Genomic DNA, 24884 nt, shown 5'->3' with positions numbered 1-24884 from the left:
GTGTGCAGGGGGCGTACGACGGTCAGGCAACGGAGCCTCCGCGGCGCAGGGCGCCCTCTACGACCGGGCTCTGCATGGCCGGGAGGAGCTGGGCGGGGATCTCGACCGGGCGGCCCCGGCGCCAGAGGCGGCCGCCCGAGGCGCCGTCGAACCAGTCGTCGGCGGGGGCGACGGCTTCCTCGCAGTGGCGGCGCATCGGGCAGCGGGCGCAGGCCCGCAACGCGGGCGCGGCCTCCTCGACCTTCCTGAACAAGACGACGCGGGGCTTGAGCCCGGCGCAGGCGGCCGCGGCCCGCCAGGCGGGTGGTGGACATGAGCCGGTGACGGACATGGGGCCTCCCAAGGCGGCTCTCTGGGGCTGATGTGAGGCGAGTGCCGTCAGACTTGCAGATTGCGTGCGCGCGCGCAACAAATATGCCAAAGGCCTTTGCAGTGGATCATGGGAGGAAGGGATGACTCAGCAATCACTCGGGCATCACCGGGACGCCCGCAGGCACGGAATCTCTTCTATCGCAGGGGGTTCTCGGTGCTTGCGCGAAAGCACGTAATTCCGTGCGCGCAAGCAAGCTAAACTGGCCGTACTCCGAAGGAAGCGAGCCCTCAGATGACCAGTCAGGATCTGGAGGCGTTCGCCGCGTGGGTCGAGGACCTGATGCGCGAACGCGGCTACGACATCGACAGCCCACGCGGCGGCGGCAAGTCCCGCATAGCGGACGAGGCGGGGATCCACCGGGCCGCCGTCACGCGCCTGCTGCAGCGCCAGAGCATGCCGGACCTGGAGACCACCCGCAGGCTCGCCCGCGTGCTGGGTGTCCCGGTCCGCGAGATGCTGATCCGCTCCGGCCGCCTCACGGCGGAGGAACTGGCCGACCCGCACGACTACTTGGCCTCCCCCGCGCCGGGTGCGGAGTTCGGCCGCCGACCCACCCTTGAGGAGGTGGCCGACCTGCTGGGGGTACCGGCGGACCGACGCGAGATGTTCGTACGGGTGGTGGCACAGTTCCTGCCGAACGACGTGACGACGACCGTGGAGGACGGCCATGAGAAGCCCCGCCCACTGGCGGACGCGGTGACGACGACCGCCGACTGAGCCCAACCTCACCATCGCCGGACGCGCCATCCCGAGGGACGCCCGTGGGTCGACGGGTGTTCCTGAACGGGGGTGGCGCAGCACGCCCCAAAGGGGCGCGGGACCGTATCGATACGCGGCTCCGCCACGGGCGCGCCCAGCCCCCCGCACACCTGCAGCACCCCCGAGCCGAAGCCCCCTCCTCCTCTCGGCCTGCTCACTCCGTCGTTGAGGTCGCCGGTGCCATGAGTGTCATCGACCCCGTCGACGACGCCGTCCCATGGCGCCCCGTCCGCGACGGGCCGCTCCCGCTCACCACGCTGCTCCACCCACGTCAATTCGGACGGCGTCGCTCGCAGATGTTGGACATAAGGCAGCGAAATGACCTCGCCGCCCTACTCCCGTACCCGATCCCGCTCGCCCTCCGGCCGTCGAGCGCGCCGAGGCCGCCGCCCGGTCCGGGCTTCTCCCAAGCTTCTCATCGACCACATCGGCCCAGCCGGCGCTGGAGGCGGCGTACCAGTGAGGAGACACGAGCGATGAGACGTGGCCGATCGAGTCCTCCCCGCATCCCCGCAAGTCGGACCGGGCGACAACGGAGAGTGAAACAAATCGGCTTCAGCAAACACGGAGCGACACCACAGGATTACTCGTACACTAGTTCGAACCGACGCTCGGACGCGTCAGGAGCGCACCTGAACCACAAGCCCAGCGGACAGACCGGAAAGCAGGCCGACATGGCGACTGGCACGAGCAACTTCCCGCACCAGCCGATCGACACCTACACCCGCCTCGCCCACCTCCTGCACTCCCCCGCGCCCGACCGCGAGGCCCTGCTCGACCGGTTGTACGAGGAACTGCTCACCCGCGAGTCCCGGGCCTACGCGGCCGGCTGGACGGACGCGCTGACGGAAGCCCGCCGAGCCCGCCACTGACTCACGGCTCACACGAGGAACGTGCACCACACCGTTTTCTCGCCGCACCCCGCCCGATGCCACCCCCACCGCCGCGACACCGCCTCGACCAGCCGCAGCCCCCTCCCGCCTTCCGTCAACGGGTCGCTGCTGAACGGCGGTTGAGGCATCCAGGCAGGCTCGCGATCGGGCACGGCCACCCGAAGGGACGGCGGCGCGAACCGCCGCCCCGCCCCCAACACCAGCTCCAGCCCGACGAGCCCGCCTCCGTGCCGTACGGCATTGGCACACCGCTCCCCGGCGGCCGGCTCAACGGAATGGGCAGACCTGCCTCTCGATCGCGATCCGCGACTCCAAGCGCCCGGACCAGCCCCGGACGACCGTGGGCCGGACCGCCTGGTCGGAGTTCACAGCGGCGCTGGTGAGCGGCGCCCTGCGGGCGGAGCCGTAAGCCCTCAAGAGCCCTCGGTCTGACTGACCCTTGTGCCACCGGCGACCAAGCCCCCATGATTCCCGCCATGTACAAGCGAAGACGGCTACTGGGCACCTACCTGGGCGTGGCACTCGCCACCCTCCTCCCCGGCGTCGGCGTAGTGGCCGATGGCGCATGGATGGGGGTCGTGCTGGGCGGTTGCGTCTTCCTCGTGCTGAACCAGCTGATCCACACCTACCCGAGCGACATCCGAAACGCTCCCTCGATCGCGCTGCTGATTCTCGCCGCGATCGGCATCGTTCAGGACACCCTGATCTGGCTACTCGTCTCGTGGCTCACCACGAAGCTGGATTTCGGCCTCCACGTGGACGGCTTCCTCACGGCCCTCCTGGCCGGCGTCATAGTCCGGGCGGCAGTCCTCGCACTCCTGCCGTTCGGCCCCCGGCCGGCGCCCGAAGAAGCCTCGTAACGAGCCGCATGCCACTCGCAGCCGACACGGACTACGCCACCCCGTTCCGCATCATCTCCATCCCCTTCGTCATCACGTCGCCGCTGTTCGCCCCCAAGTAACTACGGCGTACTACGGCACCGACGGGCGAGAAAACACGGCGTGGAAATCCTCGCCGTCTACAGAACGCATCCGCGCCGCCGACGGCACCCTCGCCCTCCTCGGCGCGGCCGGCGAGCCCTCGGGCCGACTGACGTCTGAGGAGCCGACCGGGCCCTGGGAGCACACCCGCCCCCACCCCACGGGCACCCCGGACCATCAGGCCTCCGCTCGCCCCGTCGGATTCATACTGCGCCGGGGCAATCCGCCCTTGAGGACCGATGCTGAGCATCACGCCATCCAGGTTGTTGCGTGCGCGCCCGCAACATGCCACAGTTGGTGCAGCGGCGGAGCTGTGCCCACGACGGGGCAACGGCCCGCCGCACACTCATGGACACACCCATCGACACACCAGAGACCTCCCCCGCACACCCGCTTACCAGCCCTTCCCCGGTGCCGACTGGTTCAAGAAGAAGCCGAAGTCGGCGATCGTCACCGCGATGGGCGGGCAGCTCGTCGGCCGACGGCTGGCCCGGCGTGACCTCCTGGGCGGCGCTCGAGGTCCCGAACAGCAGCTCATAGACAGAGACGAGGCCCCCCATGTCAGAGGCCGCCAGGCGGACCCTCCGCACCGTCGCACAGACCCCTGTCGGCCTGTGCGTCCTGCTGCCGACGGTCGTCGACGCCGCCGGCATCCCGGCCGCCCTCCCTTGGGTCGCCGTGACGCTGGCCGTCGCCGCCGGGGTCACCCGGGTCATGGCCGTACCCGCCGTACAGGCACTGCTGCCCTCCTGGCTACGGACGGGAGGCGCTGATGACCGATCCTGACCCGAACGACCCGATCGCCGTCGCCCTGGAGCTGGAGCGGCTGCGGGGCGCACTGGAGGCCGCGTTCGCCCGCGTCGACGGCTCCCTCGCGCTGCTGGACCAGCGCAGCGACCAGACCGACAAGCAGCTCGCCGACCATGAGCGGCGCCTCGACGCGCTGGAGCGGTCGAGATGGCCGCTGGCCAGTGTCGGCGTACTGGCCGCCGTGGCGACCGTGGTCGTCACCGCTCTGCAGCTGACGGCACGGTGAAACGCCGAAGGGCGGCCACCCCGTAACGGAGTGGCCGCCCCTCAGCTCATGCTCGCTTACTGGTTGTACGGACCGTAGTCGTAGTCCTCCAGCGGAACGGCCTGGCCGGAGCCCGTGCCGAACGGCGAGTAGTCGATGTCGTCGTAGCCGACGGCCGAGTACATCGCGGCCTTCGCCTCCTCGGTCGGCTCGACCCGGATGTTGCGGTAGCGGGACAGACCCGTACCGGCCGGGATGAGCTTACCGATGATGACGTTCTCCTTGAGGCCGATGAGCGAGTCGGACTTGGCGTTGATCGCCGCGTCGGTGAGGACTCGCGTCGTCTCCTGGAAGGACGCCGCCGACAGCCAGGACTCCGTGGCCAGCGAGGCCTTGGTGATACCCATGAGCTGCGGACGACCGGAGGCCGGGTGACCGCCCTCCTGAACCACACGACGGTTCTCGTGCTCGAACTTCGAGCGCTCGACCAGCTCGCCGGGCAGCAGCTCGGCGTCGCCGGACTCGATGATCGTCACTCGGCGGAGCATCTGCCGGATGATGATCTCGATGTGCTTGTCGTGGATCGACACACCCTGCGAGTTGTACACCTTCTGGACCTCGCCGACCAGGTGGACCTGGACGGCACGCTGGCCCAGAATGCGCAGCACGTCGTGCGGGTTGGTGGCACCCACGGTGAGCTTCTGGCCCACCTCGACGTGCTCGCCCTCGCTGACCAGGAGTCGGGCGCGCTTCGAGATCGGGTACGCCGTCTCGTCGCTGCCGTCGTCCGGCGTGATGACGATCTTCTTGGTCTTCTCGGTCTCCTCGATCCGCACGCGGCCCTGGGCCTCGGAGATCGGGGCGACACCCTTCGGGGTACGGGCCTCGAAGAGCTCGACGACACGCGGCAGACCCTGGGTGATGTCGTCACCGGCCACACCACCGGTGTGGAAGGTACGCATCGTCAGCTGGGTACCGGGCTCACCGATGGACTGGGCGGCGATGATGCCGACCGCCTCACCGATGTCGACCAGCTTGCCCGTGGCCAGCGAACGGCCGTAGCACATGGCGCAGGTGCCGACGGCGGACTCGCAGGTCAGGACCGAGCGGGTCTTGACCTCCGAGACACCACGGGCCACCAGCTCGTCGATGAGCACGTCACCGAGGTCGGTGCCGGCCGGGCCCAGGACCTGACCGTCGACCACGATGTCCTCGGCGAGGCAGCGCGCGTACACGGACGTCTCGACGTTCTCCGCCTTGCGCAGCACGCCGTCGGCGCCGATCTCCGCGATGTGGAGCTTGAGGCCCCGGTCGGTGCCGCAGTCCTCCTCGCGGATGATGACGTCCTGGGAGACGTCGACCAGACGACGGGTGAGGTAACCCGAGTCGGCGGTACGCAGGGCGGTGTCCGCGAGACCCTTACGGGCACCGTGCGTGGAGATGAAGTACTCCAGCACGGACAGGCCCTCACGGAAGGACGCCTTGATCGGACGCGGGATCGTCTCGTTCTTGGCGTTCGACACCAGACCACGCATACCGGCGATCTGACGCATCTGCATCATGTTGCCTCGTGCACCCGAGTTCACCATCATGAAGATCGGGTTGGTCTTCGGGAAGTTCTCGTTCATGGCCTCGGCGACTTCGTTGGTCGCCTTGGTCCAGATCGCGATGAGTTCCTGGGTGCGCTCGTCCTTGGTGATCAGACCGCGCTCGTACTGCTTCTGGACCTTCTCGTCCAGCGCCTCGTAGCCCTTGACGATCTCCTTCTTCGCCTCGGGAACGACGACGTCGGAGATGGCCACGGTGACACCGGAACGGGTCGCCCAGTAGAAGCCGGCCGCCTTCAGGTTGTCGAGCGTCGCCGCCACGATGACCTTGGGGTAGCGCTCGGCGAGGTCGTTGACGATCTCGGAGAGCTGCTTCTTGCCGACCTCGTAGTCGACGAACGGGTAGTCCTCGGGCAGCAGCTCGTTGAAGAGCGCGCGGCCCAGCGTCGTACGCAGACGGAAGCTGTCGCCCGTCTGGTACTCGGGCTCGCCCTCCTCGACGGCCGGCGGGGTCCAGCCGCGCGGCGGGATGGTGCCCACCGGGAAGCGGATGTCGATCTTCGACTGGATCGACAGGTCGCCCGCGTCGAACGCCATGATCGCCTCGGCCGCCGAGCCGAAGGACCGGCCCTCGCCCTTGACGTCCCGCATCTCGCTGTCCGTGGTGAGGAAGAACAGACCGAGGACCATGTCCTGGGTCGGCATCGTCACCGGACGGCCGTCGGCGGGCTTGAGGATGTTGTTCGAGGACAGCATCAGGATGCGGGCCTCGGCCTGCGCCTCCGCGGACAGCGGCAGGTGCACGGCCATCTGGTCACCGTCGAAGTCCGCGTTGAACGCGGTGCAGACGAGCGGGTGGATCTGGATGGCCTTGCCCTCGACCAGCTGCGGCTCGAAGGCCTGGATGCCCAGGCGGTGCAGGGTGGGCGCACGGTTCAGCAGCACCGGGTGCTCGGCGATGACCTCTTCGAGGACGTCGTACACGACGGTGCGGCCGCGCTCCACCATGCGCTTGGCGCTCTTGATGTTCTGCGCGTGGTTCAGGTCGACCAGGCGCTTCATCACGAACGGCTTGAACAGCTCCAGCGCCATCGCCTTCGGCAGACCGCACTGGTGCAGCTTCAGCTGCGGACCCACGACGATCACGGAACGCGCGGAGTAGTCCACACGTTTGCCGAGCAGGTTCTGACGGAAACGGCCCTGCTTACCCTTCAGCATGTCGCTGAGGGACTTCAGCGGGCGGTTACCGGGACCGGTGACCGGACGGCCGCGACGGCCGTTGTCGAAGAGGGCGTCAACGGCCTCCTGAAGCATGCGCTTCTCGTTGTTGACGATGATCTCGGGCGCGCCGAGGTCGAGGAGCCTCTTCAGACGGTTGTTGCGGTTGATCACACGGCGGTACAGGTCGTTCAGGTCGGAGGTCGCGAAGCGGCCACCGTCCAGCTGCACCATCGGGCGAAGGTCCGGCGGGATGACCGGGACGCAGTCCAGGACCATGCCCTTGGGGCTGTTGCTCGTCTGCAGGAACGCGGAGACGACCTTCAGCCGCTTCAGGGCGCGGGTCTTCTTCTGGCCCTTGCCGGTGCGGATGATCTCGCGGAGCTTCTCGGCCTCCTCGTCGAGGTCGAAGGACTCCAGGCGCTTCTGCAGCGCCGCGGCACCCATCGAACCGTCGAAGTAGGTCCCGAAGCGGTCGCGCAGCTCGCGGTAGAGCAGCTCGTCGCCCTCCAGGTCCTGGACCTTGAGGTTCTTGAAGCGGGTCCACACCTCGTCGAGGCGGTCGATCTCGCGCTGCGAACGGTCGCGCAGCTGCTTCATCTCACGCTCGGCACCCTCGCGCACCTTGCGGCGCACGTCGGCCTTGGCACCCTCGGCCTCCAGCTCGGCCAGGTCGGCTTCGAGCTTCTTGGCGCGGGCCTCCAGGTCGGCGTCCCGGCGGTTCTCGATCTGCTGGCGCTCGACCGAGACATGCGCCTCCAGGGAGGGCAGGTCGCGGGTACGGCGCTCCTCGTCGACGAACGTGATCATGTACGCCGCGAAGTAGATGACCTTCTCGAGGTCCTTCGGCGCCAGGTCCAGCAGGTAGCCGAGGCGCGAGGGAACACCCTTGAAGTACCAGATGTGTGTGACGGGCGCGGCCAGTTCGATGTGGCCCATCCGCTCACGGCGCACCTTGGCGCGCGTGACCTCGACGCCACAGCGCTCGCAGATGATGCCCTTGAAGCGGACGCGCTTGTACTTGCCGCAGTAGCACTCCCAGTCCCGGGTCGGACCGAAGATCTTCTCGCAGAAGAGTCCGTCCTTCTCGGGCTTGAGGGTGCGGTAGTTGATGGTCTCGGGCTTCTTGACCTCGCCGTGGCTCCACTGACGGATGTCGTCAGCGGTGGCCAGACCGATCCGGAGCTCGTCGAAGAAGTTGACGTCGAGCACTATGCGTCAATCCCTCTCAGGGTTGTGAGTCTTTGGTCTGATACGGGGGCCTGGGGGTCGGCGGGGGCCTCACACGGTGGTGGGGCCCCTACCGGACTCCCGTCAGACCTCTTCGACGCTGCTCGGCTCACGCCGGGACAGGTCGATGCCGAGCTCCTCCGCAGCGCGGAAGACGTCCTCGTCGGTGTCACGCATCTCGATGGACATACCGTCGCTGGACAGCACCTCCACGTTCAGGCAGAGCGACTGCATCTCCTTGATGAGGACCTTGAAGGACTCGGGGATGCCGGGCTCGGGGATGTTCTCGCCCTTGACGATGGCCTCGTAGACCTTCACGCGGCCGGTGACGTCGTCGGACTTGATGGTCAGCAGCTCCTGGAGGGCGTACGCGGCGCCGTAAGCCTCCAGCGCCCACACCTCCATCTCGCCGAACCGCTGGCCACCGAACTGGGCCTTACCACCCAGCGGCTGCTGGGTGATCATCGAGTAGGGGCCGGTCGAGCGGGCGTGCAGCTTGTCGTCGACCAGGTGGTGCAGCTTGAGGATGTACATGTAGCCGATGGAGATCGGGTCCGGGAACGGCTCACCGGAACGGCCGTCGAACAGCCGCGCCTTACCGGTCGGCTGCACCAGGCGGTCGCCGTCGCGGTTCGGGATGGTGTGCTGCAGCAGACCCGCCAGCTCGTCCTCGCGGGCACCGTCGAAGACCGGGGTCGCGACGTTGGTGCGCGGGGCGACCTGGTCGGCGCCGATGACCTGGAGGCGCTGCGCCCACTCCTCCCCGAGCCCGGAGACGTCCCAGCCGCGGCTGGCGAGCCAGCCGAGGTGGATCTCCAGGACCTGTCCCGGGTTCATTCGGGACGGGACACCCAGGGGGTTGAGGATGATGTCGACCGGGGTGCCGTCCTCCAGGAACGGCATGTCCTCGATCGGCAGGATCTTGGAGATGACGCCCTTGTTGCCGTGACGGCCGGCGAGCTTGTCACCGTCGGTGATCTTGCGCTTCTGCGCGACGTACACGCGCACCAGCTGGTTCACACCGGGGGGAAGCTCGTCACCCTCTTCACGGTCGAAGACGCGGACGCCGATGACCTTGCCGATCTCGCCGTGCGGGACCTTCAGCGAGGTGTCACGCACCTCACGGGCCTTCTCACCGAAGATCGCGCGCAGCAGGCGCTCCTCCGGCGTCAGCTCGGTCTCACCCTTGGGCGTGACCTTGCCGACGAGGATGTCGCCGGCGACGACCTCGGCGCCGATACGGATGATGCCGCGCTCGTCGAGGTCGGCGAGGACCTCCTCGGAGACGTTCGGGATGTCCCGGGTGATCTCCTCGGGACCGAGCTTGGTGTCACGGGCGTCGACCTCGTGCTCCTCGATGTGGATCGAGGAGAGGACGTCGTCCTGCACGAGGCGCTGCGACAGGATGATCGCGTCCTCGTAGTTGTGACCCTCCCACGGCATGAACGCCACGAGCAGGTTCTTGCCCAAGGCCATCTCGCCGTTCTCGGTGGCCGGACCGTCGGCCAGGACCTGGCCCTCGATGATCCGGTCGCCCTCGTTGACGATGACCTTCTGGTTGACCGAGGTGCCCTGGTTGGAGCGGGCGAACTTGGCCAGGCGGTAGGTGATGTAGGTGCCGTCGTCGTTGGCGGTGGTGATGTAGTCCGCGGAGACCTCCTGGACCACACCCGGCTTCTCGGCCTTGACCACGTCGCCGGCGTCGACCGCGGAGCGGTACTCCATGCCGGTGCCGACGAGCGGCGCCTCGGACTTGATCAGGGGCACGGCCTGGCGCATCATGTTCGCGCCCATGAGGGCACGGTTGGCGTCGTCGTGCTCCAGGAACGGGATCATGGCGGTCGCGACCGACACCATCTGGCGCGGCGAGACGTCCATGTAGTCCACGTCTTCACCGGCGACGTAGTCGACCTCGCCGCCACGGCGGCGGACCAGGACGCGGTTCTCGGAGAAGCGCATGTCGTCGTTGAGGCCGGCGTTGGCCTGAGCGATGACGAATCGGTCCTCTTCATCGGCGGTCAGGTAGTCCACCTCGTCGGTGACCTGGCCGTCGACCACCTTGCGGTACGGGGTCTCGACGAAACCGAACGCGTTGACGCGACCGTAGGAGGCGAGCGAGCCGATCAGACCGATGTTCGGGCCTTCGGGCGTCTCGATCGGGCACATACGGCCGTAGTGCGACGGGTGCACGTCACGGACCTCGAAGCCGGCCCGCTCACGGGAGAGACCACCCGGGCCGAGCGCCGACAGACGGCGCTTGTGGGTGAGACCCGACAGCGGGTTGTTCTGGTCCATGAACTGGGACAGCTGGCTGGTGCCGAAGAACTCCTTGATGGAGGCGACGACCGGCCGGATGTTGATCAGGGTCTGCGGCGTGATCGCCTCGACGTCCTGGGTGGTCATGCGCTCACGCACGACGCGCTCCATACGAGCCAGACCGGTGCGGACCTGGTTCTGGATGAGCTCGCCGACGCTGCGCAGACGACGGTTGCCGAAGTGGTCGATGTCGTCGGTCTCGACGACGATCGAGCCACCGCTGTCGCCGACCGTCTCGGTCTCGCCCGCGTGGAGCTTCACCAGGTACTTGATCGTCGAGATGATGTCCTCGACGGTCAGGATGCCGGCGTCCAGCGGAGCGTCCGCGCCCAGCTTCTTGTTGACCTTGTAGCGGCCGACCTTGGCGAGGTCGTAGCGCTTCGGGTTGAAGTACAGGTTCTCGAGCAGCGTCTGCGCGGCCTCGCGCGTGGGGGGCTCGCCCGGACGCAGCTTGCGGTAGATGTCGAGCAGCGCGTCGTCCTGGCCCTGGGTGTGGTCCTTCTCCAGGGTGGCGCGCATCGACTCGTACTCGCCGAACTCCTCGAGGATCTGCTCGGTCGTCCAGCCGAGCGCCTTGAGCAGCACGGTGACCGACTGCTTGCGCTTGCGGTCGATACGGACACCGACCATGTCGCGCTTGTCGATCTCCATCTCCAGCCAGGCACCCCGGGACGGGATGATCTTGGCGGAGAAGATGTCCTTGTCGGACGTCTTGTCGATCGAGGAGTCGAAGTAGACACCGGGCGAACGGACCAGCTGCGACACCACGACACGCTCGGTGCCGTTGATGACGAAGGTGCCCTTGTTCGTCATGAGCGGGAAGTCGCCCATGAAGACCGTCTGGGACTTGATCTCACCGGTCTCGTTGTTGGTGAACTCGGCCGTGACGAAGAGTGGGGCGGCGTACGTGAAGTCGCGCTCCTTGCACTCGTCGATGCTGTTCTTCGGCGGCTCGAAGCGGTGGTCGCGGAAGGTCAGCGACATCGACCCGGAGAAGTCCTCGATCGGGGAGATCTCCTCGAAGATCTCCTCCAGGCCGGACTTGGTGGGGACGTCCTGTCCGTTCTCCAGAGCCTCCTCGACCCGACTCTGCCAGGCGGTGTTGCCGAGCAGCCAGTCGAAGCTCTCGGTCTGCAGCGCGAGCAGGTTGGGAACCTCAAGAGGCTCCTTGATCTTTGCAAAGGAGATGCGCAGCGGGGCGGTGCTGGCGCCGTTGTTCATATTCGCGTTCGAGGCAGTGCGCGAGGCGGCCAAGAGGGGGTCCTTCCGAGGGCTCGGACTCACTACGCGCTCCCCGGTCCCTTGCCGGACACAGAGACGGAAACTCCAGTTCAGAGGAGGTTCGGTCGTCGGCGTTCGGGTGAGGGCAGACCCCTGGTGACGGGCAGAGGGCAGCTAACAGGCAGCGCAAAGGGTCAGTGTAGCCACTTGGCACACTGATGTCCAGTCTCCATGTTCTGAGACCCTTTTCATCGTCAACGCCTGCGTCATCCCTGCCCTCAACGCACGTTGATACTGCCCTCTTCGTCGCCGATCCATGCCTCGGATTCGGACCGTTCTGGCGACGCGTCCTGAGAATTGCGCGCTGCGTGCGGTTCGTCAAGGCCCCCCTGCGCAAACCCGGCGCGCCAGGGACACGACGAAGATCACCATACCCCCCGCCGGGGCGGGTGCAAGGTAACCGTGGTCGGCCTCCCAGGAACGCCGAAGAGCGACCACCCGGATGGATGATCGCTCTTCGCGGTCCGCGCGTTACAGCCCCGAGGGACGTGTTTCAGCGCACAGAGGTCTGCTCGACCTCAGAGGCCTTACTTGACCTCGACGGAGGCGCCGGCGCCCTTGAGGGACTCGGCGGCCTTCTCGGCGGCGTCCTTGGCGACCTTCTCGAGGACGGGCTTCGGGGCGCCGTCCACGAGGTCCTTGGCCTCCTTCAGGCCGAGCGAGGTCAGCTCACGCACGACCTTGATGACCTGGATCTTCTTTTCGCCGGCGCCGGTGAGGATGACGTCGAACTCGTCCTTCTCCTCCTCGACCGGGGCGGCGGCGGCCGGACCGGCCGGGCCCGCGACGGCGACCGCGGCGGCGGTGACGTCGAACTTCTCCTCGAACGCCTTCACGAACTCGGAGAGCTGGATGAGGGTCATGCCCTCGAACTCGGCGAGCAGTTCGTCCTGGGTGAGAGCCACGATGGCTTTCCTTCCACTAATTTCGGCTGGTGCCGGATGTACATGTCTGGCGGGCGTACGTTCGGCCCGCTACGACCTATGCCTCAGGCGGGGTGCCTCAGGCGGCGGTCATTTCGGGAGCCGAATTACTCGGCACCGCCCTGCTCGTCCTGCTTGGCACGGAGCGCGTCCACGGTGCGGACGAGCTTCGACGGGAGCGCCTGGAAGACCTGAGCAGCCTGGGTCTGCTTGCCCTTCATGGCGCCCGCCAGCTTGGCGAGCAGAACCTCGCGGGACTCGAGGTCCGCAAGCTTCTTGATCTCGTCGGCGGACAGCGCCTTGCCGTCAAGGACACCGCCCTTGATGACGAGGTTCGGGTTGTCCTTGGCGAAGTCACGAAGACCCTTCGCCGACTCCACCGGGTCACCGGTGACGAAGGCGACCGCCGTCGGACCGTTGAACAGGTCGTCGAGCGTCGAGATCCCGGCCTCGTTGGCCGCAATCTTGGTCAGCGTGTTCTTCACCACGGCGTACTGGGCGTTCTCACCGAGCGACCGGCGCAGCGTCTTGAGCTGCGCCACGGTGAGACCCCGGTACTCGGTCAGCACGGCGGCGTTCGAGCTGCGGAACTGCTCCGTCAGCTCGGCCACCGCGGCAGCCTTGTCGGGCCTTGCCATAGAGCGTCGGCCTCCTTCCGGGTGTTGAGGACCGCTCGGAAGGGGCTGGGGAAAACGAAACGCCCCGGCGCAGGCGCACGGGGCGTAGCTCGACCGAACACACACGTGAGCGTGTGTCCCGGGAGCACTTCCACAGTCACCTGCGCGGGTCGTCCGCCGTTCAGCGGATCCTTCGGCCACCGCACACTCTTACGAGCACACGGCAACGACCAGCGGTCTTTGGCTTCTGTAGGAGCGTACGGGACCGGTGCGCTGTCAGGCAAATCGGCTCCGCCCGGGTGCTCCCGGGCGCTCAGGAGACGGTGCCGCCCTGCTTCTTCAGCAGCGTCCCGAAGTCCTCGGTGTCGCCGGCCGGGGGCTGCTCGGCGGTGACCTTCACGCCGTAGTCGCTGTAGTAGGCGGTCTGGGTCATCGCGCCGTTCGCCGTGTCGGCCTTCTCGGTCTTCTTGACCAGCAGGTCCCTGTCGTCGACCCAGATGTCGACGGTCTCGGTGCCGACGCCGGCCTGGGTGAGCTGCCTTTGCAGCGCGCTCTCGCCGGCCAGGTCGGAGACGTTCACCGTGCCCGAGTAGTGGGTGGAATGCACGCCGGTGACCTGCTCCTCGCCCGTCCTCCGCACGTCCCCGGAGGCGAGCAGCAGCCGTACCGACTGGTTGGGCGTGGTGTTGCGCATCAGGTCCGTCATCATCGCGCCCGAGCCGCCGCCGAGGGTGGCGAGGTAGTCATACGGGTACCTGATCCAGTGCTTGCCGCCCAGCTGCCGGGCGAACGCGGGGCCGACCTTGGCGTAGTAGGCGTCCCGGAGATAGCGGGTCTCCAGGGACGTGGAGTCGAGCCGGCGCATCAGGTCGGCGGTGGTGCCGCCGGTGTAGGTGATGGTGAGCGTGCCGGTGAGGCCGTCCGTCCAGCCGAGTGCGCCCTCGGCCTTCGTGGACATCAGGGAGCCGAGGGCCGTGGTGGAGCGGACCCGGACCGACCGGGCCTGGTGCGTGGACTGCTCGGCGGAGCGCAGGGCGGCCAGGGAGCGGGCCTGGTGGGCGGTTGTTTCCTTGGTGTCCGGATCTGGCGAGGGAGTGCACGCGGTCACCCCGGTCAGCGCGCTCGCCACCGCGATCGCCAGGGCCACCCGGCGCACACTCGACCTCGTCATCTCGGCCCACCCCCATACGAGTCCCGCACCCCCGACGCTAACCCAGGCCACCGACAGCCGTGGCGGAAGTCCGGCAAGGGCCGGTGTACCGCGGAAAAGGGGACGGGCCCCGCAACCCTGTCGGATTGCGGGGCCCGCTGTCGCTGACGCGTCCCTGACGCGGCTGCCGGACCGAGCGCGGGGCTCAGACGGCGGCCGGGTCCTCCTCGGTGAGGAGGTTGCGGGTGCGGTTCGGGTCTACCGGGATGCCGGGGCCCATGGTGGTGCTCACCGCGGCCTTCTTGATGTAGCGACCCTTGGCGGCGGACGGCTTCAGACGGAGGATCTCCTCCAGCGCCGCGCCGTAGTTCTCGACCAGCTTCACGTCGTCGAAGGACGCCTTGCCGATGATGAAGTGCAGGTTCGAGTGCTTGTCGACGCGGAACTCGATCTTGCCGCCCTTGATCTCGGTCACGGCCTTGGCGGTGTCCGGGGTCACGGTGCCGGTCTTCGGGTTCGGCATCAGACCACGAGGGCCGAGGACGCGGCCGAGGCGGCCGACCTTGCCCATGAGGTCCGGGGTGGCGACGACGGCGTCGAAGTCCAGACGGCCCTTCGCCACCTCGTCGATCAGTTCGTCGGCGCCGACGATGTCGGCGCCCGCGGCACGCGCGGCCTCGGCACGGTCACCGGTCGCGAAGACCAGGACCCGGGCGGTCTTGCCGGTGCCGTGCGGGAGGTTCACGGTGCCACGGACCATCTGGTCGGCCTTGCGCGGGTCGACACCCAGACGGAAGGCGACCTCGACGGTGCCGTCGAACTTGGACGTGGAGGTCTCCTTGGCGAGACGGACGGCCTCGAGCGGGGCGTACAGCTTCTCCCGGTCGATCTTCTCGTCCGCAGCGCGAAGGGCCTTGCTGCGCTTGCTCACAACTTGCTCCTGTGGGTTCTGAAGGAGTCGTGGTGTACGGGCCGAGCAGGCCCTACCACGGTGGTTCTGACGAAGGTGGGGTTCAGCCCTCGACCGTGATGCCCATGGAACGGGCGGTGCCGGCGATGATCTTCGACGCGGCGTCCAGGTCGTTGGCGTTCAGGTCGGGAAGCTTGGTCTGGGCGATCTCCCGGACCTGCTCCTGAGTGATCTTGGCGACCTTGGTCTTGTGCGGCTCGCCGGAGCCCTTCTCCACACCAGCGGCCTTGAGGATCATCTTCGCGGCCGGCGGGGTCTTGGTGACGAAGGTGAAGGAGCGGTCTTCGTAGACCGTGATCTCGACCGGGATGACCCAACCGCGCTGCGACTCGGTCGCGGCGTTGTAGGCCTTGCAGAACTCCATGATGTTGACGCCGTGCTGGCCGAGCGCGGGGCCGACCGGCGGGGCGGGGTTCGCCGCACCGGCGTTGATCTGGAGCTTGATGAGCCCCGTGACCTTCTTCTTCTTGGGAGGCATAGCTCTCCGGGTCCTTTCCATTCGGGTCCTGCCTGCGCAAGGGGACCACCCTGAACGCAGGCATACCGCACAACGATAACGGGTATGGATGCGCGGCCAAAAACCGAGCAGGTCAGGCTCTCGCCTGACCTGCTCGGAAGCATGACGTCCAGAAGGAACTAGTTCTTCTGGATCTGGTCGAACGAAAGCTCCACAGGCGTCTCACGCCCGAAGATCTCCACGAGACCCTTGACCTTCTTGGAGTCAGGGTTGATCTCGTTGATCGTCGCCTGAAGCGTGGCGAACGGGCCGTCGGTCACGGTGACCGAGTCGCCCACCTCGAAGTCCAGCACCTGGACCTCGACCTTACGCTGCGGCATCGGCTTGCCCTCGGCCTCCGCCGCCTCGCGAGCCGCCTTCTCCTCGGCCTCCGGAGCGAGCATCTTGACGATCTCGTCCAGGGTCAGCGGGTACGGGTCGTAGGCGTTGCCGACGAAGCCGGTGACACCCGGGGTGTTGCGGACGACGCCCCAGGACTCGTTCGTCAGGTCCATGCGGACGAGCACATAACCGGGCAGCTTGTTCTGCTTGATGGTCTTGCGGTCGCCGTTCTTGATCTGGACGACCTCTTCCTGCGGCACCTCGGCCTGGAAGATGTAGTCCTCGACGTTCAGCGAGACGGCGCGCTGCTCCAGGTTGGTCTTCACGCGGTTCTCGTAGCCGGCGTAGGTGTGGATGACGTACCACTCACCCGGCAGCAGGCGCAGTTCGTCGCGCAGTGCCTGGACGGGGTCGACCGGCTCGGCGGGCTCTTCCTCGGCAGCCTCTTCGGCGTCATCAACCTCGTCGGCCTCTGCGATGCCGGCGCCCTCGTCCTCGACGTGGATCGCGGCCACCTCGGCCGGCTCCCCCAGTGCGGCCTCGGCAGCCTCGAACTCGTCCTGCTCGTCCGCGCCCTCGACGATGTCGAGCTCGTCGTCGACCGTCTCGGCCGCCTGCCCAGTGGGCTCGATGGCGTCGTCGTTCAGGTTCGGGTCAGACACGATGGCTGCTTCTTCCTGGATACATAGGGGTGGAACATGCGAAAACGGGCGCCGGTACCACGGCGCCCTTCGCTCTGTGCTCAGCCGAAGACGTACTTGGCAGCGTGGTTGAGTCCATAGTCAATCACGGTCACCAGGGCGATCATGATGGCGACGAAGAAGATCACCACGGTGGTGTACGACGTCAGCTGGTGGCGAGTCGGCCAGACGACCTTGCGGAGCTCCGCGACGATCTGGCGATAGAAGGTGGCGAGGCGCTTCAGCGGGCCCTTCTTGGCACGCTTGCCGCCCTTGCGGGCCTTCTTCTTGGACTCCGACATCTCGTCCTGGGCATCAGGCGTATCGATGGAGCCCACGGCGTCCGTCATTCAACCTCACCTGATCCCGGGTCATGGCCGTGCCGCGCCCGGTTCCTGAGCCGCACGGCGGTGCAATGCTTGTACGTACATGCGCACACATCCTGGCGGTGTGTGTAGCAGGGCCGGAGGGACTTGAACCCCCAACCGCCGGTTTTGGAGACCGGTGCTCTACCAATTGAGCTACGACCCTTTGCTGTGTCCCCCAACGTACCGCATCCGGCCGAGTGCTCGGAGTGCACCCGCTCAGCCACGGCTGCTGAAGGCCAACGAGGTGAGAGTGTACGTGGTCCGCGGCGCCGCGTCGAACAGAAAGCGGCAGTCCGGGGGACCGTACGGAAGATCGTCCTGGCCGGGGACCGGATCCGCACGCTTGTTCACGGTCCGGTCCGTGGTTGTTCAGTCTGTGAAACCGGCGTGCCACGCAGGTTTCCGGTCTGAAACGATGGACCCCATGAGCGCTGCAACCCCTCCCACCGAGCGCCGGGTCTCCGCCCGAGTCGGCGCGATCTCCGAGTCCGCCACCCTCGCCGTGGACGCCAAGGCCAAGGCCCTGAAGGCCGCCGGACGCCCGGTGATCGGCTTCGGCGCCGGTGAGCCCGACTTCCCGACCCCGGACTACATCGTCGACGCCGCGATCGAGGCCTGCAAGAACCCGAAGTACCACCGCTACACGCCGGCCGGCGGTCTGCCCGAGCTGAAGGCGGCGATCGCCGCGAAGACGCTGCGCGACTCCGGCTACGAGGTCGACGCGAGCCAGGTCCTCGTCACCAACGGCGGCAAGCAGGCGATCTACGAGGCCTTCGCCGCGATCCTCGACCCGGGCGACGAGGTCATCGTCCCCGCCCCGTACTGGACGACGTACCCGGAGTCGATCCGTCTCGCCGGGGGTGTCCCGGTGCCGGTCGTCGCGGACGAGACGACCGGGTACCGCGTCTCCGTGGAGCAGTTGGAGGCGGCGCGCACCGACAAGACGAAGGTCGTGCTCTTCGTCTCCCCGTCCAACCCGACCGGCGCGGTCTACACCGAGGCCGAGACCGAGGCGATCGGCCGCTGGGCCGTCGAGCACGGCCTGTGGGTGCTGACCGACGAGATCTACGAGCACCTCGTCTACGGGGACGCGAAGTTCACCTCGCTGCCGGCGATCCTGCCCGAGCTGCGCGACAAGTGCGTCGTCGTCAACGGTGTCGCCAAGACGTACGCGATGACGGGCTGGCGGGTCGGCTGGGTCATCGGCCCCAAGGACGTCGTCAAGGCGGCCACGAACCTCCAGTCGCACGCCACCTCGAACGTCTCCAACGTGGCGCAGGTCGCCGCCCTGGCCGCCGTCTCCGGCGACCTGGAGGCCGTGGCGAAGATGCGCGAGGCCTTCGACCGCCGTCGCAAGACCATCGTGCGGATGCTCAACGAGATCGACGGCGTGATCTGCCCGGAACCCGAGGGCGCCTTCTACGCGTACCCGTCGGTCAAGGCGCTGCTCGGCAAGGAGATCCGCGGCAAGCGCCCGGCCTCCTCGGTGGAGCTCGCCGAGCTGATCCTGGAGGAGGCGGAGGTCGCGGTCGTACCCGGCGAGGCCTTCGGCACGCCCGGCTACCTGCGGCTGTCGTACGCGCTCGGTGACGAGGACCTCGCCGAGGGCGTGAGCCGGATGCAGAAGCTGCTGGCGGAAGCCAAGGACTGAGCCTCTTCCCGCGTCCACGCGCGCGTACGGGCCGTCTCCCTCCGGGGAGGCGGCCCGTTTTCGTGTGCCCGCTCACGCGTGCGAGCAAGGCCACTAACGGGGAATCGGCTACCGGTACGGCGGCTATGTGCGGCAGGATCCTGGAATGGAGCACGTACGTGATGTCTCTGAGCTGCCGAAGGCTCATCTGCATCTGCACTTCACCGGTTCGATGCGGCCGGGAACCGTCCTGGAACTGGCCGACAAGTACGGCGTACGCCTCCCCGAGGCGCTGACCGACGCTCTGACCAGCGGCGAACCACCGAAACTGCGGGCCACCGACGAACGCGGCTGGTTCCGATTCCAGCGGCTGTACGACGCCGCGCGCTCCTGTCTGAGAGAGCCCGAGGACATCCGGCGGCTGGTCCGGGAGGCCGCCGAGGAGGACATCAAGGACGGCTCGGGCTGGCTGGAGATCCAGGTGGACCCGACGTCGTACGCCCCCAGGCTGGGCGGGCTGATCCCGGCCCTTGAGATCATCCTGGACGCGGTGGAGACGACGTCCCGGGAGACGGGCCTCGGCATGCGCGTCCTGGTGGCCGCGAACCGAATGAAGCACCCTCTGGACGCGCGCACGCTCGCGCGGCTGGCCGTGCGGTACGCGGACCGGGGCGTGGTCGGCTTCGGGCTCTCGAACGACGAGCGCCGGGGCATGGCGCGGGACTTCGACCGGGCCTTCCACATCGCGCGCGAGGGCGGCCTGCTGGCGGCCCCGCACGGCGGCGAGCTGACGGGCCCGGCGTCGGTGCGGGACTGCCTGGACGATCTGCACGCCTCCCGGATCGGGCACGGCGTGCGGGCGGCGGAGGACCCGAGGCTCCTCAAGCGCCTGGCGGACCGGGGCATCACCTGCGAGGTGTGCCCGGCCTCCAACGTGGCCCTGGGCGTCTACGAGAAGCCCGAGGACGTCCCGCTGCGCACCCTCTTCGAGGCGGGCGTCCCGATGGCGCTGGGCGCCGACGACCCGCTCCTGTTCGGCTCCCGGCTGGCCGCCCAGTACCACATCGCGCGCGTGCACCACGGTTTCACGGACGCGGAACTGGCGGAGCTGGCCCGGCAGTCGGTACGGGGTTCGGCGGCGCCGGAGGACGCGAAGACGAAGCTGCTGGCGGGCATCGACAAGTGGCTCACCACGCCGGTTTCCTGATCGGGGTTCTCCTCGGGGTTGGGCCGGAACTCGCGCAGGCTCAGCCGCACCCGGAGTGCCTCATGGCATCAGGGTCGCGGGCGGCGGGGATCCTCGGCAGCGGAGATTCCGTCGAGCAGGGTGCGCACGAGCCGGGCGGCGAAGGGGTCGACCGGCGGGCGTTGGCCGGTCGGGGTCGCCTCGAAGGCGAAGACGCGCTGGACACAGGCGCCGAGCAGGAGGGAGGCGGCCGCGAAGGTGTCGGCGTCGGGGCGGATCCGCCCGGCCGCCTGTTCGGCGCGCAGATACGCGTCGAGGGCTTGGATCGGCACGTGCGGGCCGGCGCCGATCGTGCGCAACTGGTCGTCGAGCCGGCGTTTGAGCTGCTTCTCGGCGTAGAGGGAGGCGGTGATCGGGAAGCTCTCCTCGTAGAAGAGGGCGGCCTGGCGCGCGATCTGGGTGAGGTTCTCCTCCAGAGAGCCCCGGCCGGGTTCGTGGGAGAGCTCGCCGAGCAGCGGGATCAGCCGCGGCAGCCGCTCGGTCAGGACGTGCACGAACAGCTCTTCCTTGCTGGGGAAGTACTTGTAGAGCGCCGCCTCGGAGCAGCCGGCCGCCCTGGCGATCTCCTTGGTGGTGGCACGGGCGAGCCCGGCGGTGCGCATCAGCTCGTGAGCGGCGTCGAGGATGCGGACGCGGGCCGGTTTCTGCTGCATGACGCCCAAGGATCACACGCCTTTTCCTGCGGCTGCGACGGATGCCCCGAAGAGCCTTGACGGGTGGGTGAGTGCTTACCCACTCTAGAGACCGAGCGCGGGTGGGTGAATACTCACCCACCCCTGACGCATGAGCACACGGGAGCAGTCATGAACCTCACTGTCTTCGGCGCGACCGGTGGGATCGGCCGGGAGATCGTCCGCCAGGCGCTGGTGTCCGGGCACCGGGTCACGGCGGTCGTCCGCGACCCCGCCAGGCTGACCGTGACCGGCCCCGGCCTGGAGTTGGTCCGCGCGGACCTCACCGACGCCGATGCGGTCCGCCCCGCAGTCGCCGACCGGGACGCGGTCCTCTCCGGTCTGGGCCCGCGCGGCCGGGGGGACGCCGGGGTCGCCGCCCGCCTGACCCGCACGGTCCTGGCCGCCATGCAGGCCGAGGGGGTCCGGCGCGTTGTGGTGGTCAGCGCGGCCCCGGTGGGTCCGGAACCGGCCGACGGTCTCCTCGACCGCACCGCGCGCGGCCTGGTCGGCAGGATCCTCAAGCCGGTCTACGACGACCTGCGCGAGATGGAGGCGGAGCTGTCCCGCAGCGGCACCGACTGGACGTCGGTCCGCCCACCCCGCCTCCAGGACAAGCCCCTCACCGGCACCTACCGCACGGTGATCGGCGGCTTTCCCACGAAGGGACGTTTCATCGCACGGGCGGACGTGGCCCACGCGATGCTGTCGATGATCGAGGACGGGGGGACGGTGAAGCAGGGGGTGGGAGTGGCCTACTGAAGCGTCCCGCAAGGGGCGCCCAGGCTCCGCGGCCCGACACGACCGCCGAAAGTCGGTACGGACCGCTACAAGTTCACGCCCACGGTCACAGGCTCATTGACGAGCGTCACACCGAACGCCTCGTGAACACCCGCGACAACCTCACGCGCCAGCTCCAGCAGGTCCTCGGTCGTGGCCCCGCCCCGATTGGTCAGCGCCAGCGTGTGCTTCGTGGAGATCCGGGCCGCCCCGCTGCCGTATCCCTTGCCGAACCCGGCCTTGTCGATCAGCCAGGCTGCCGAGGTCTTGGTACGCCCCTCCCCCGCCGGGTAGGCGGGCGGTTCGGCGCCGTCCCCGAGCCGCTCGTACACGCGCGCGTGGAAGGCGGCGAACTGCTCGTCCGTGAGGATCGGGTTGGTGAAGAAGGACCCCGCCGACCAGGTGTCGTGGTCCTCGGGGTCGAGCACCATCCCCTTCCCGGCACGCAGTTTGAGGACGGCCTCGCGTGCGTGCGCGAGCGGCGCCCGGTCCCCCGGCTCCACTCCGAGCGCCCGCGCGGCCTCGGCGTACCGCACCGGTGCCGACAGCCCGTCGGCGTCCTCCAGCTCGAAGCGCACGCGTAGGACGACATACCGCTCGGGGTCGGCCTTGAACCGGCTGTGCCGGTACGAGAACGCGCACTCCTCGTTGGTCAGCGTCACCGTCTGGCCGGCCCGCCGGTCGTAGGCGATGACCTCGGTGATGGTCGAGGAGACCTCCTGGCCGTACGCTCCGACGTTCTGGATGGGCGTGGCGCCCGCGGACCCCGGGATCCCGGCGAGGCACTCGATGCCCGCGAGGCCCGCCTCGACGGTGCGGGCGACCACGTCGGTCCACACCTCGCCGGCCGCCAGCTCCAGCGTCGTACCGCGCGGTTCGAAGCCGGTGGTGGCGATGCGCAGGGCGGTGCCGTCGAAGCCCTTGTCGCCGATGACCAGGTTCGAACCGCCGCCGATGACCAGCAGCGGGGTCCCGCTGTCGTCGGCCTCACGGACGGCGGCGATCACCTCGGCGTCGGTGGTCGCGGTGAGCAGCCGGGTGGCGGGGCCGCCGAGCCGGAAGGTGGTGAGGGGGGCGAGGGGGGCGTCGTGGAGTTCCTGCACGCGCCCAAGACTACGAGACGCCACCGGCACTCCCGCCGTCACGAGAGCACGCGCGCGTGGGCCCCGTCCCACCGGCCACCGGGAACGGGGCCCACGCGCGCGTGCCGTCAGCTGCCGACGGTCACCGGCGCCGAGGCCGGCTCCCCCTCGGTCACCACCCGCGCGCCACGCCGCCGGCCGGGGATGAGCAGGGCGGCCAGCCCTCCGAGGGCGACCACGGCCGCGCCGGTGACCAGGGCGGGCCGTAGCCCGTCCACGAAGCTCTGGGCGCTCTCGTAGCCGCCCTGGGCGGAGAAGATGGACGACATGACGGCGATGCCGAGCGCACCGCCGACCTCGCGCAGCGCGTTGTTGGTGCCGGAGGCGATGCCCTGTTCCCGCGGACGTACGGCGGACATCACGAGGTTGGCGGCGGGGGCGAAGTACAGCCCCATACCGATACCGCTGCTGATCAGACCCGGCAGCTGAGCGCCGTAGGAGGCGTGCGCGGTGACTACTGATGCCATGTAGGCGAGCCCGGCCGCCTGGAAGAAGAGCCCGGCGGCGACGACCGGGCGACCGCCCATCCGGTCGGAGAGAATCCCGGCGATCGGTGCGACGAGCATCGGCATGCCGGTCCAGGGCAGCATCCTGAGGCCCGCCTCGGTGGGCGAGTATCCGAGGACCCCCTGCATGTACTGGCTGAGCAGGAAGATCGAGCCGAACATCCCGAGGAACATCAGCAGACTGGCCCCATTGATCCCGGAGAAGGCGCGGGAGCGGAAGAGCCGCATCGGCAGCATCGGGTTCTTGGCGCGGCTGCCATGGATGACGAAGCCGACGAGCAGGGCGGCGCCCGCGAACAGCCCGGTGAGCACGAGGGAGCTGGACCAGCCGTCGGCGGGGCCGCGCACCAGGCCGTAGACGATCCCGAAGAGACCACCGCTGGCGAGGAGGGTGCCGGGGACGTCGAGCGGGGCGCCGGTGCCGTGGGACTCGGCGAGGCGGAGACGGGCGAGCGGCAGCAGGGCCAGGCCGAGCGGGACGTTCAGCCAGAAGATCCAATGCCAGGACACATGCTCGGTGAGGCTGCCGCCGATGAGCGGCCCGGAGGCGACCGCGAGCCCGTTGACGGCGCCCCAGATGCCGAACGCCATCCCGCGCCTGGCCTCGGGCACGGCCGCCGTCAGCAGGGTGAGCGTCAGCGGCATCATCACGGCCGCGCCGACACCCTGCACCGCGCGGGCGGCGATCAGGGAGTCGATACCGGGTGCCATGGCCGCGGCGGCGGAGGCGCCGGTGAAGATGGTGAGTCCGGCGAGGAAGAGCCGACGGCGGCCGAAGCGGTCGCCGAGGGCCGCGCCGAACATCAGCAGGACGGCGAAGGTGAGCGTGTAGGCGCTCACCGTCCATTCGAGGTCGTCCAGGGCGCCGCCGAGGTCCTCACGAATGGAGGGCAGTGCGGTGGTGACGACGAGGTTGTCGAGGGCCGCCATGAATCCGGCGACGCTGGTGATGACGAGCGCCCATACGGCGCCCCCACGGCGTGCGGTCTTTTGCGCGGTCTTTTGCGCGGTCTTTTGTGCCGTTGGTTGTGACATCGCTCCCCCAGAGCGTGTTCCAAGCATTGATTAGCTATTAGTCATTAGTCACTAACTTTCGCGCCCATGTAAGGGACGGGGCCGAGGCCGGCGGACCGCCTCTCCCCCGTGACGCTGCGCGCTATTTCTCCAGCCGCCTCGTGACCTTGGCAGCCGTGTAAATCCCCTGCCAGACCCGGTGCTCGAGCGGGAACCCCATGGCCGCGTAGGTGTTGATGAGCATCCCTTTGGCCATGAAGCTCGTGGTGTCGTCGACGTCGGCCCCGGAGAGCAGATGGACGGTGTCCCAGAGCCGCAGCCAGCCGGCCCGCACGAGCTCACCGAACTCCCGCTCCCCCTCCGCCTCCGCGGCGGCGACGGTGATGTACGTCTGCATCTGCATCTGGAGCCGCTCCGGCTGCTCCAGGATCAACTGCACATACGCCGCACCCATGGCACACAGGGCTTCCTCGCCCTCCAGCCCCTCGGCCGCCTTCTCGAAGACCTCGCGCATCTCGTCGATGCAGCGCTGCGAGGCGGCGGCGAAGATCGCCTTCTTGCCCGGGAAGAGCCGGAAGAGATACGGCTGCGAAACCCCGACCCGCTTGGCGATCGCCTCGGTGGAGGTGCCGTAGTAGCCCCTCTGCGAGAACTCGGCGATCGCCGCGCGGATGACACTCTCGCGTCGCTCCTCGGCACTCATCCTGACCATGCGAGTAAGTTAGTGCTCAATCACT

The 24884-nt window shown here is 68.3% G+C and carries 22 protein-coding genes, 1 tRNA gene and 2 pseudogenes; 9 read left to right on the top strand and 16 right to left on the bottom strand.

The features are described 5' to 3' along the window. Positions 1–22: 22 nt before the first annotated feature. Positions 23–331 (bottom strand): WhiB family transcriptional regulator, encoded by a 309-nt coding sequence (locus ABZ396_RS20180; protein WP_358924107.1) that lies wholly within the window; start codon positions 329–331, stop codon positions 23–25. A 273-nt stretch (positions 332–604) separates the two neighbouring features. On the opposite strand from ABZ396_RS20180, the gene ABZ396_RS20175 reads away from it, so the two are divergent. Both ABZ396_RS20175 and ABZ396_RS20170 read left to right on the top strand, forming a co-directional pair. Continuing rightward, positions 605–1090: a helix-turn-helix transcriptional regulator gene (locus ABZ396_RS20175; RefSeq protein WP_358924105.1), complete on the top strand. Its 486-nt coding sequence runs from the start codon at positions 605–607 to the stop codon at positions 1088–1090. Between the two features lie 716 nt (positions 1091–1806). Next, positions 1807–2004, top strand: a complete 198-nt coding sequence (locus ABZ396_RS20170) for a hypothetical protein (RefSeq protein ID WP_358924104.1) — start codon at positions 1807–1809, stop codon at positions 2002–2004. Positions 2005–2012: 8 nt separating this feature from the next. Here ABZ396_RS20170 and ABZ396_RS20165 read toward each other — a convergent pair. After that, positions 2013–2300 (bottom strand): annotated as a pseudogene (locus ABZ396_RS20165) (ATP-binding protein); the annotation flags it as partial. A gap of 8 nt (positions 2301–2308) precedes the next feature. On the opposite strand from ABZ396_RS20165, the pseudogene ABZ396_RS20160 reads away from it, so the two are divergent. The 4 genes and pseudogenes from ABZ396_RS20160 to ABZ396_RS20145 all read left to right on the top strand — a co-directional run. After that, positions 2309–2434, top strand: a pseudogene (locus ABZ396_RS20160) (DUF397 domain-containing protein); the annotation flags it as partial. 67 nt (positions 2435–2501) lie between these two features. Then, positions 2502–2885, top strand: a complete 384-nt coding sequence (locus tag ABZ396_RS20155) for a hypothetical protein (protein WP_358924103.1) — start codon at positions 2502–2504, stop codon at positions 2883–2885. Between the two features lie 678 nt (positions 2886–3563). Beyond that, positions 3564–3791, top strand: coding sequence for a hypothetical protein (locus ABZ396_RS20150; RefSeq protein ID WP_358924102.1), 228 nt, complete (start codon positions 3564–3566; stop codon positions 3789–3791). Continuing rightward, positions 3778–4041 carry a hypothetical protein gene (locus tag ABZ396_RS20145; protein ID WP_358924101.1) on the top strand — a complete coding sequence of 88 codons (264 nt, stop codon included), beginning with the start codon at positions 3778–3780 and terminating at the stop codon, positions 4039–4041. The genes ABZ396_RS20150 and ABZ396_RS20145 overlap by 14 nt, the downstream gene beginning before the upstream one ends. A 56-nt stretch (positions 4042–4097) precedes the next feature. On the opposite strand, the gene ABZ396_RS20140 is transcribed toward ABZ396_RS20145, so the two are convergent. From ABZ396_RS20140 to ABZ396_RS20095, 10 genes are all read right to left on the bottom strand, one after another. Continuing rightward, positions 4098–7997, bottom strand: coding sequence for a DNA-directed RNA polymerase subunit beta' (locus ABZ396_RS20140; RefSeq protein WP_358924100.1), 3900 nt, complete (start codon positions 7995–7997; stop codon positions 4098–4100). A 102-nt stretch (positions 7998–8099) separates the two neighbouring features. Continuing rightward, positions 8100–11585 carry a DNA-directed RNA polymerase subunit beta gene (rpoB, locus tag ABZ396_RS20135; protein ID WP_358924098.1) on the bottom strand — a complete coding sequence of 1162 codons (3486 nt, stop codon included), beginning with the start codon at positions 11583–11585 and terminating at the stop codon, positions 8100–8102. 554 nt (positions 11586–12139) lie between these two features. Continuing rightward, on the bottom strand, positions 12140–12520 hold the full coding sequence (rplL, locus tag ABZ396_RS20130) for a 50S ribosomal protein L7/L12 (RefSeq protein ID WP_358924150.1): 381 nt from the start codon (positions 12518–12520) through the stop codon (positions 12140–12142). A 122-nt stretch (positions 12521–12642) separates the two neighbouring features. Further along, positions 12643–13173: a 50S ribosomal protein L10 gene (gene rplJ, locus ABZ396_RS20125; protein WP_352223093.1), complete on the bottom strand. Its 531-nt coding sequence runs from the start codon at positions 13171–13173 to the stop codon at positions 12643–12645. A gap of 292 nt (positions 13174–13465) precedes the next feature. Beyond that, on the bottom strand, positions 13466–14323 hold the full coding sequence (locus tag ABZ396_RS20120) for a hypothetical protein (RefSeq protein ID WP_358924096.1): 858 nt from the start codon (positions 14321–14323) through the stop codon (positions 13466–13468). Between the two features lie 184 nt (positions 14324–14507). After that, on the bottom strand, positions 14508–15233 hold the full coding sequence (gene rplA, locus ABZ396_RS20115) for a 50S ribosomal protein L1 (protein WP_358924094.1): 726 nt from the start codon (positions 15231–15233) through the stop codon (positions 14508–14510). Positions 15234–15315: 82 nt separating this feature from the next. Continuing rightward, the gene (gene rplK, locus ABZ396_RS20110) at positions 15316–15750 is read right to left on the bottom strand and encodes a 50S ribosomal protein L11 (protein ID WP_132857189.1); all 435 of its coding nucleotides are present in this window, start codon (positions 15748–15750) and stop codon (positions 15316–15318) included. Between the two features lie 158 nt (positions 15751–15908). Next, a complete protein-coding gene (gene nusG, locus ABZ396_RS20105; protein ID WP_358924092.1) occupies positions 15909–16772 on the bottom strand; it encodes a transcription termination/antitermination protein NusG in 864 nt (287 codons plus the stop codon). A gap of 80 nt (positions 16773–16852) precedes the next feature. Continuing rightward, positions 16853–17140: a preprotein translocase subunit SecE gene (gene secE, locus ABZ396_RS20100; RefSeq protein ID WP_358924090.1), complete on the bottom strand. Its 288-nt coding sequence runs from the start codon at positions 17138–17140 to the stop codon at positions 16853–16855. 108 nt (positions 17141–17248) lie between these two features. Continuing rightward, positions 17249–17321 (bottom strand) — tRNA-Trp (locus tag ABZ396_RS20095). A gap of 261 nt (positions 17322–17582) precedes the next feature. Between ABZ396_RS20095 and ABZ396_RS20090 the strand changes: the two genes are divergently transcribed. Both ABZ396_RS20090 and ABZ396_RS20085 read left to right on the top strand, forming a co-directional pair. Continuing rightward, positions 17583–18809 (top strand): pyridoxal phosphate-dependent aminotransferase, encoded by a 1227-nt coding sequence (locus ABZ396_RS20090; RefSeq protein WP_358924088.1) that lies wholly within the window; start codon positions 17583–17585, stop codon positions 18807–18809. 145 nt (positions 18810–18954) lie between these two features. Then, on the top strand, positions 18955–19995 hold the full coding sequence (locus tag ABZ396_RS20085; RefSeq protein WP_358924087.1) for an adenosine deaminase: 1041 nt from the start codon (positions 18955–18957) through the stop codon (positions 19993–19995). Positions 19996–20063: 68 nt separating this feature from the next. On the opposite strand, the gene ABZ396_RS20080 is transcribed toward ABZ396_RS20085, so the two are convergent. Next, positions 20064–20687 carry a TetR/AcrR family transcriptional regulator gene (locus tag ABZ396_RS20080; RefSeq protein WP_358924085.1) on the bottom strand — a complete coding sequence of 208 codons (624 nt, stop codon included), beginning with the start codon at positions 20685–20687 and terminating at the stop codon, positions 20064–20066. 150 nt (positions 20688–20837) lie between these two features. Between ABZ396_RS20080 and ABZ396_RS20075 the strand changes: the two genes are divergently transcribed. After that, positions 20838–21467: an NAD(P)H-binding protein gene (locus ABZ396_RS20075; RefSeq protein WP_358924083.1), complete on the top strand. Its 630-nt coding sequence runs from the start codon at positions 20838–20840 to the stop codon at positions 21465–21467. 65 nt (positions 21468–21532) lie between these two features. On the opposite strand, the gene ABZ396_RS20070 is transcribed toward ABZ396_RS20075, so the two are convergent. The 3 genes from ABZ396_RS20070 to ABZ396_RS20060 form a co-directional block, all read right to left on the bottom strand. Next, entirely contained in the window at positions 21533–22588 is a 1056-nt protein-coding gene (locus ABZ396_RS20070) for a UDP-N-acetylmuramate dehydrogenase (protein ID WP_358924148.1), read from the bottom strand. Between the two features lie 107 nt (positions 22589–22695). Continuing rightward, positions 22696–24168, bottom strand: coding sequence for an MFS transporter (locus ABZ396_RS20065; RefSeq protein ID WP_359185242.1), 1473 nt, complete (start codon positions 24166–24168; stop codon positions 22696–22698). 121 nt (positions 24169–24289) lie between these two features. After that, positions 24290–24859 carry a helix-turn-helix domain-containing protein gene (locus ABZ396_RS20060; RefSeq protein ID WP_358924081.1) on the bottom strand — a complete coding sequence of 190 codons (570 nt, stop codon included), beginning with the start codon at positions 24857–24859 and terminating at the stop codon, positions 24290–24292. Positions 24860–24884: the final 25 nt, after the last annotated feature.

Origin of the sequence: Streptomyces sp. NPDC005866, assembly GCF_040629895.1 — a bacterium.
In the GTDB taxonomy this organism is placed as follows: Bacteria; Actinomycetota; Actinomycetes; order Streptomycetales; family Streptomycetaceae; genus Streptomyces.
Note: the sequence above shows the minus strand (reverse complement) of the source record. Positions and strands in the feature narration are given on the sequence as shown.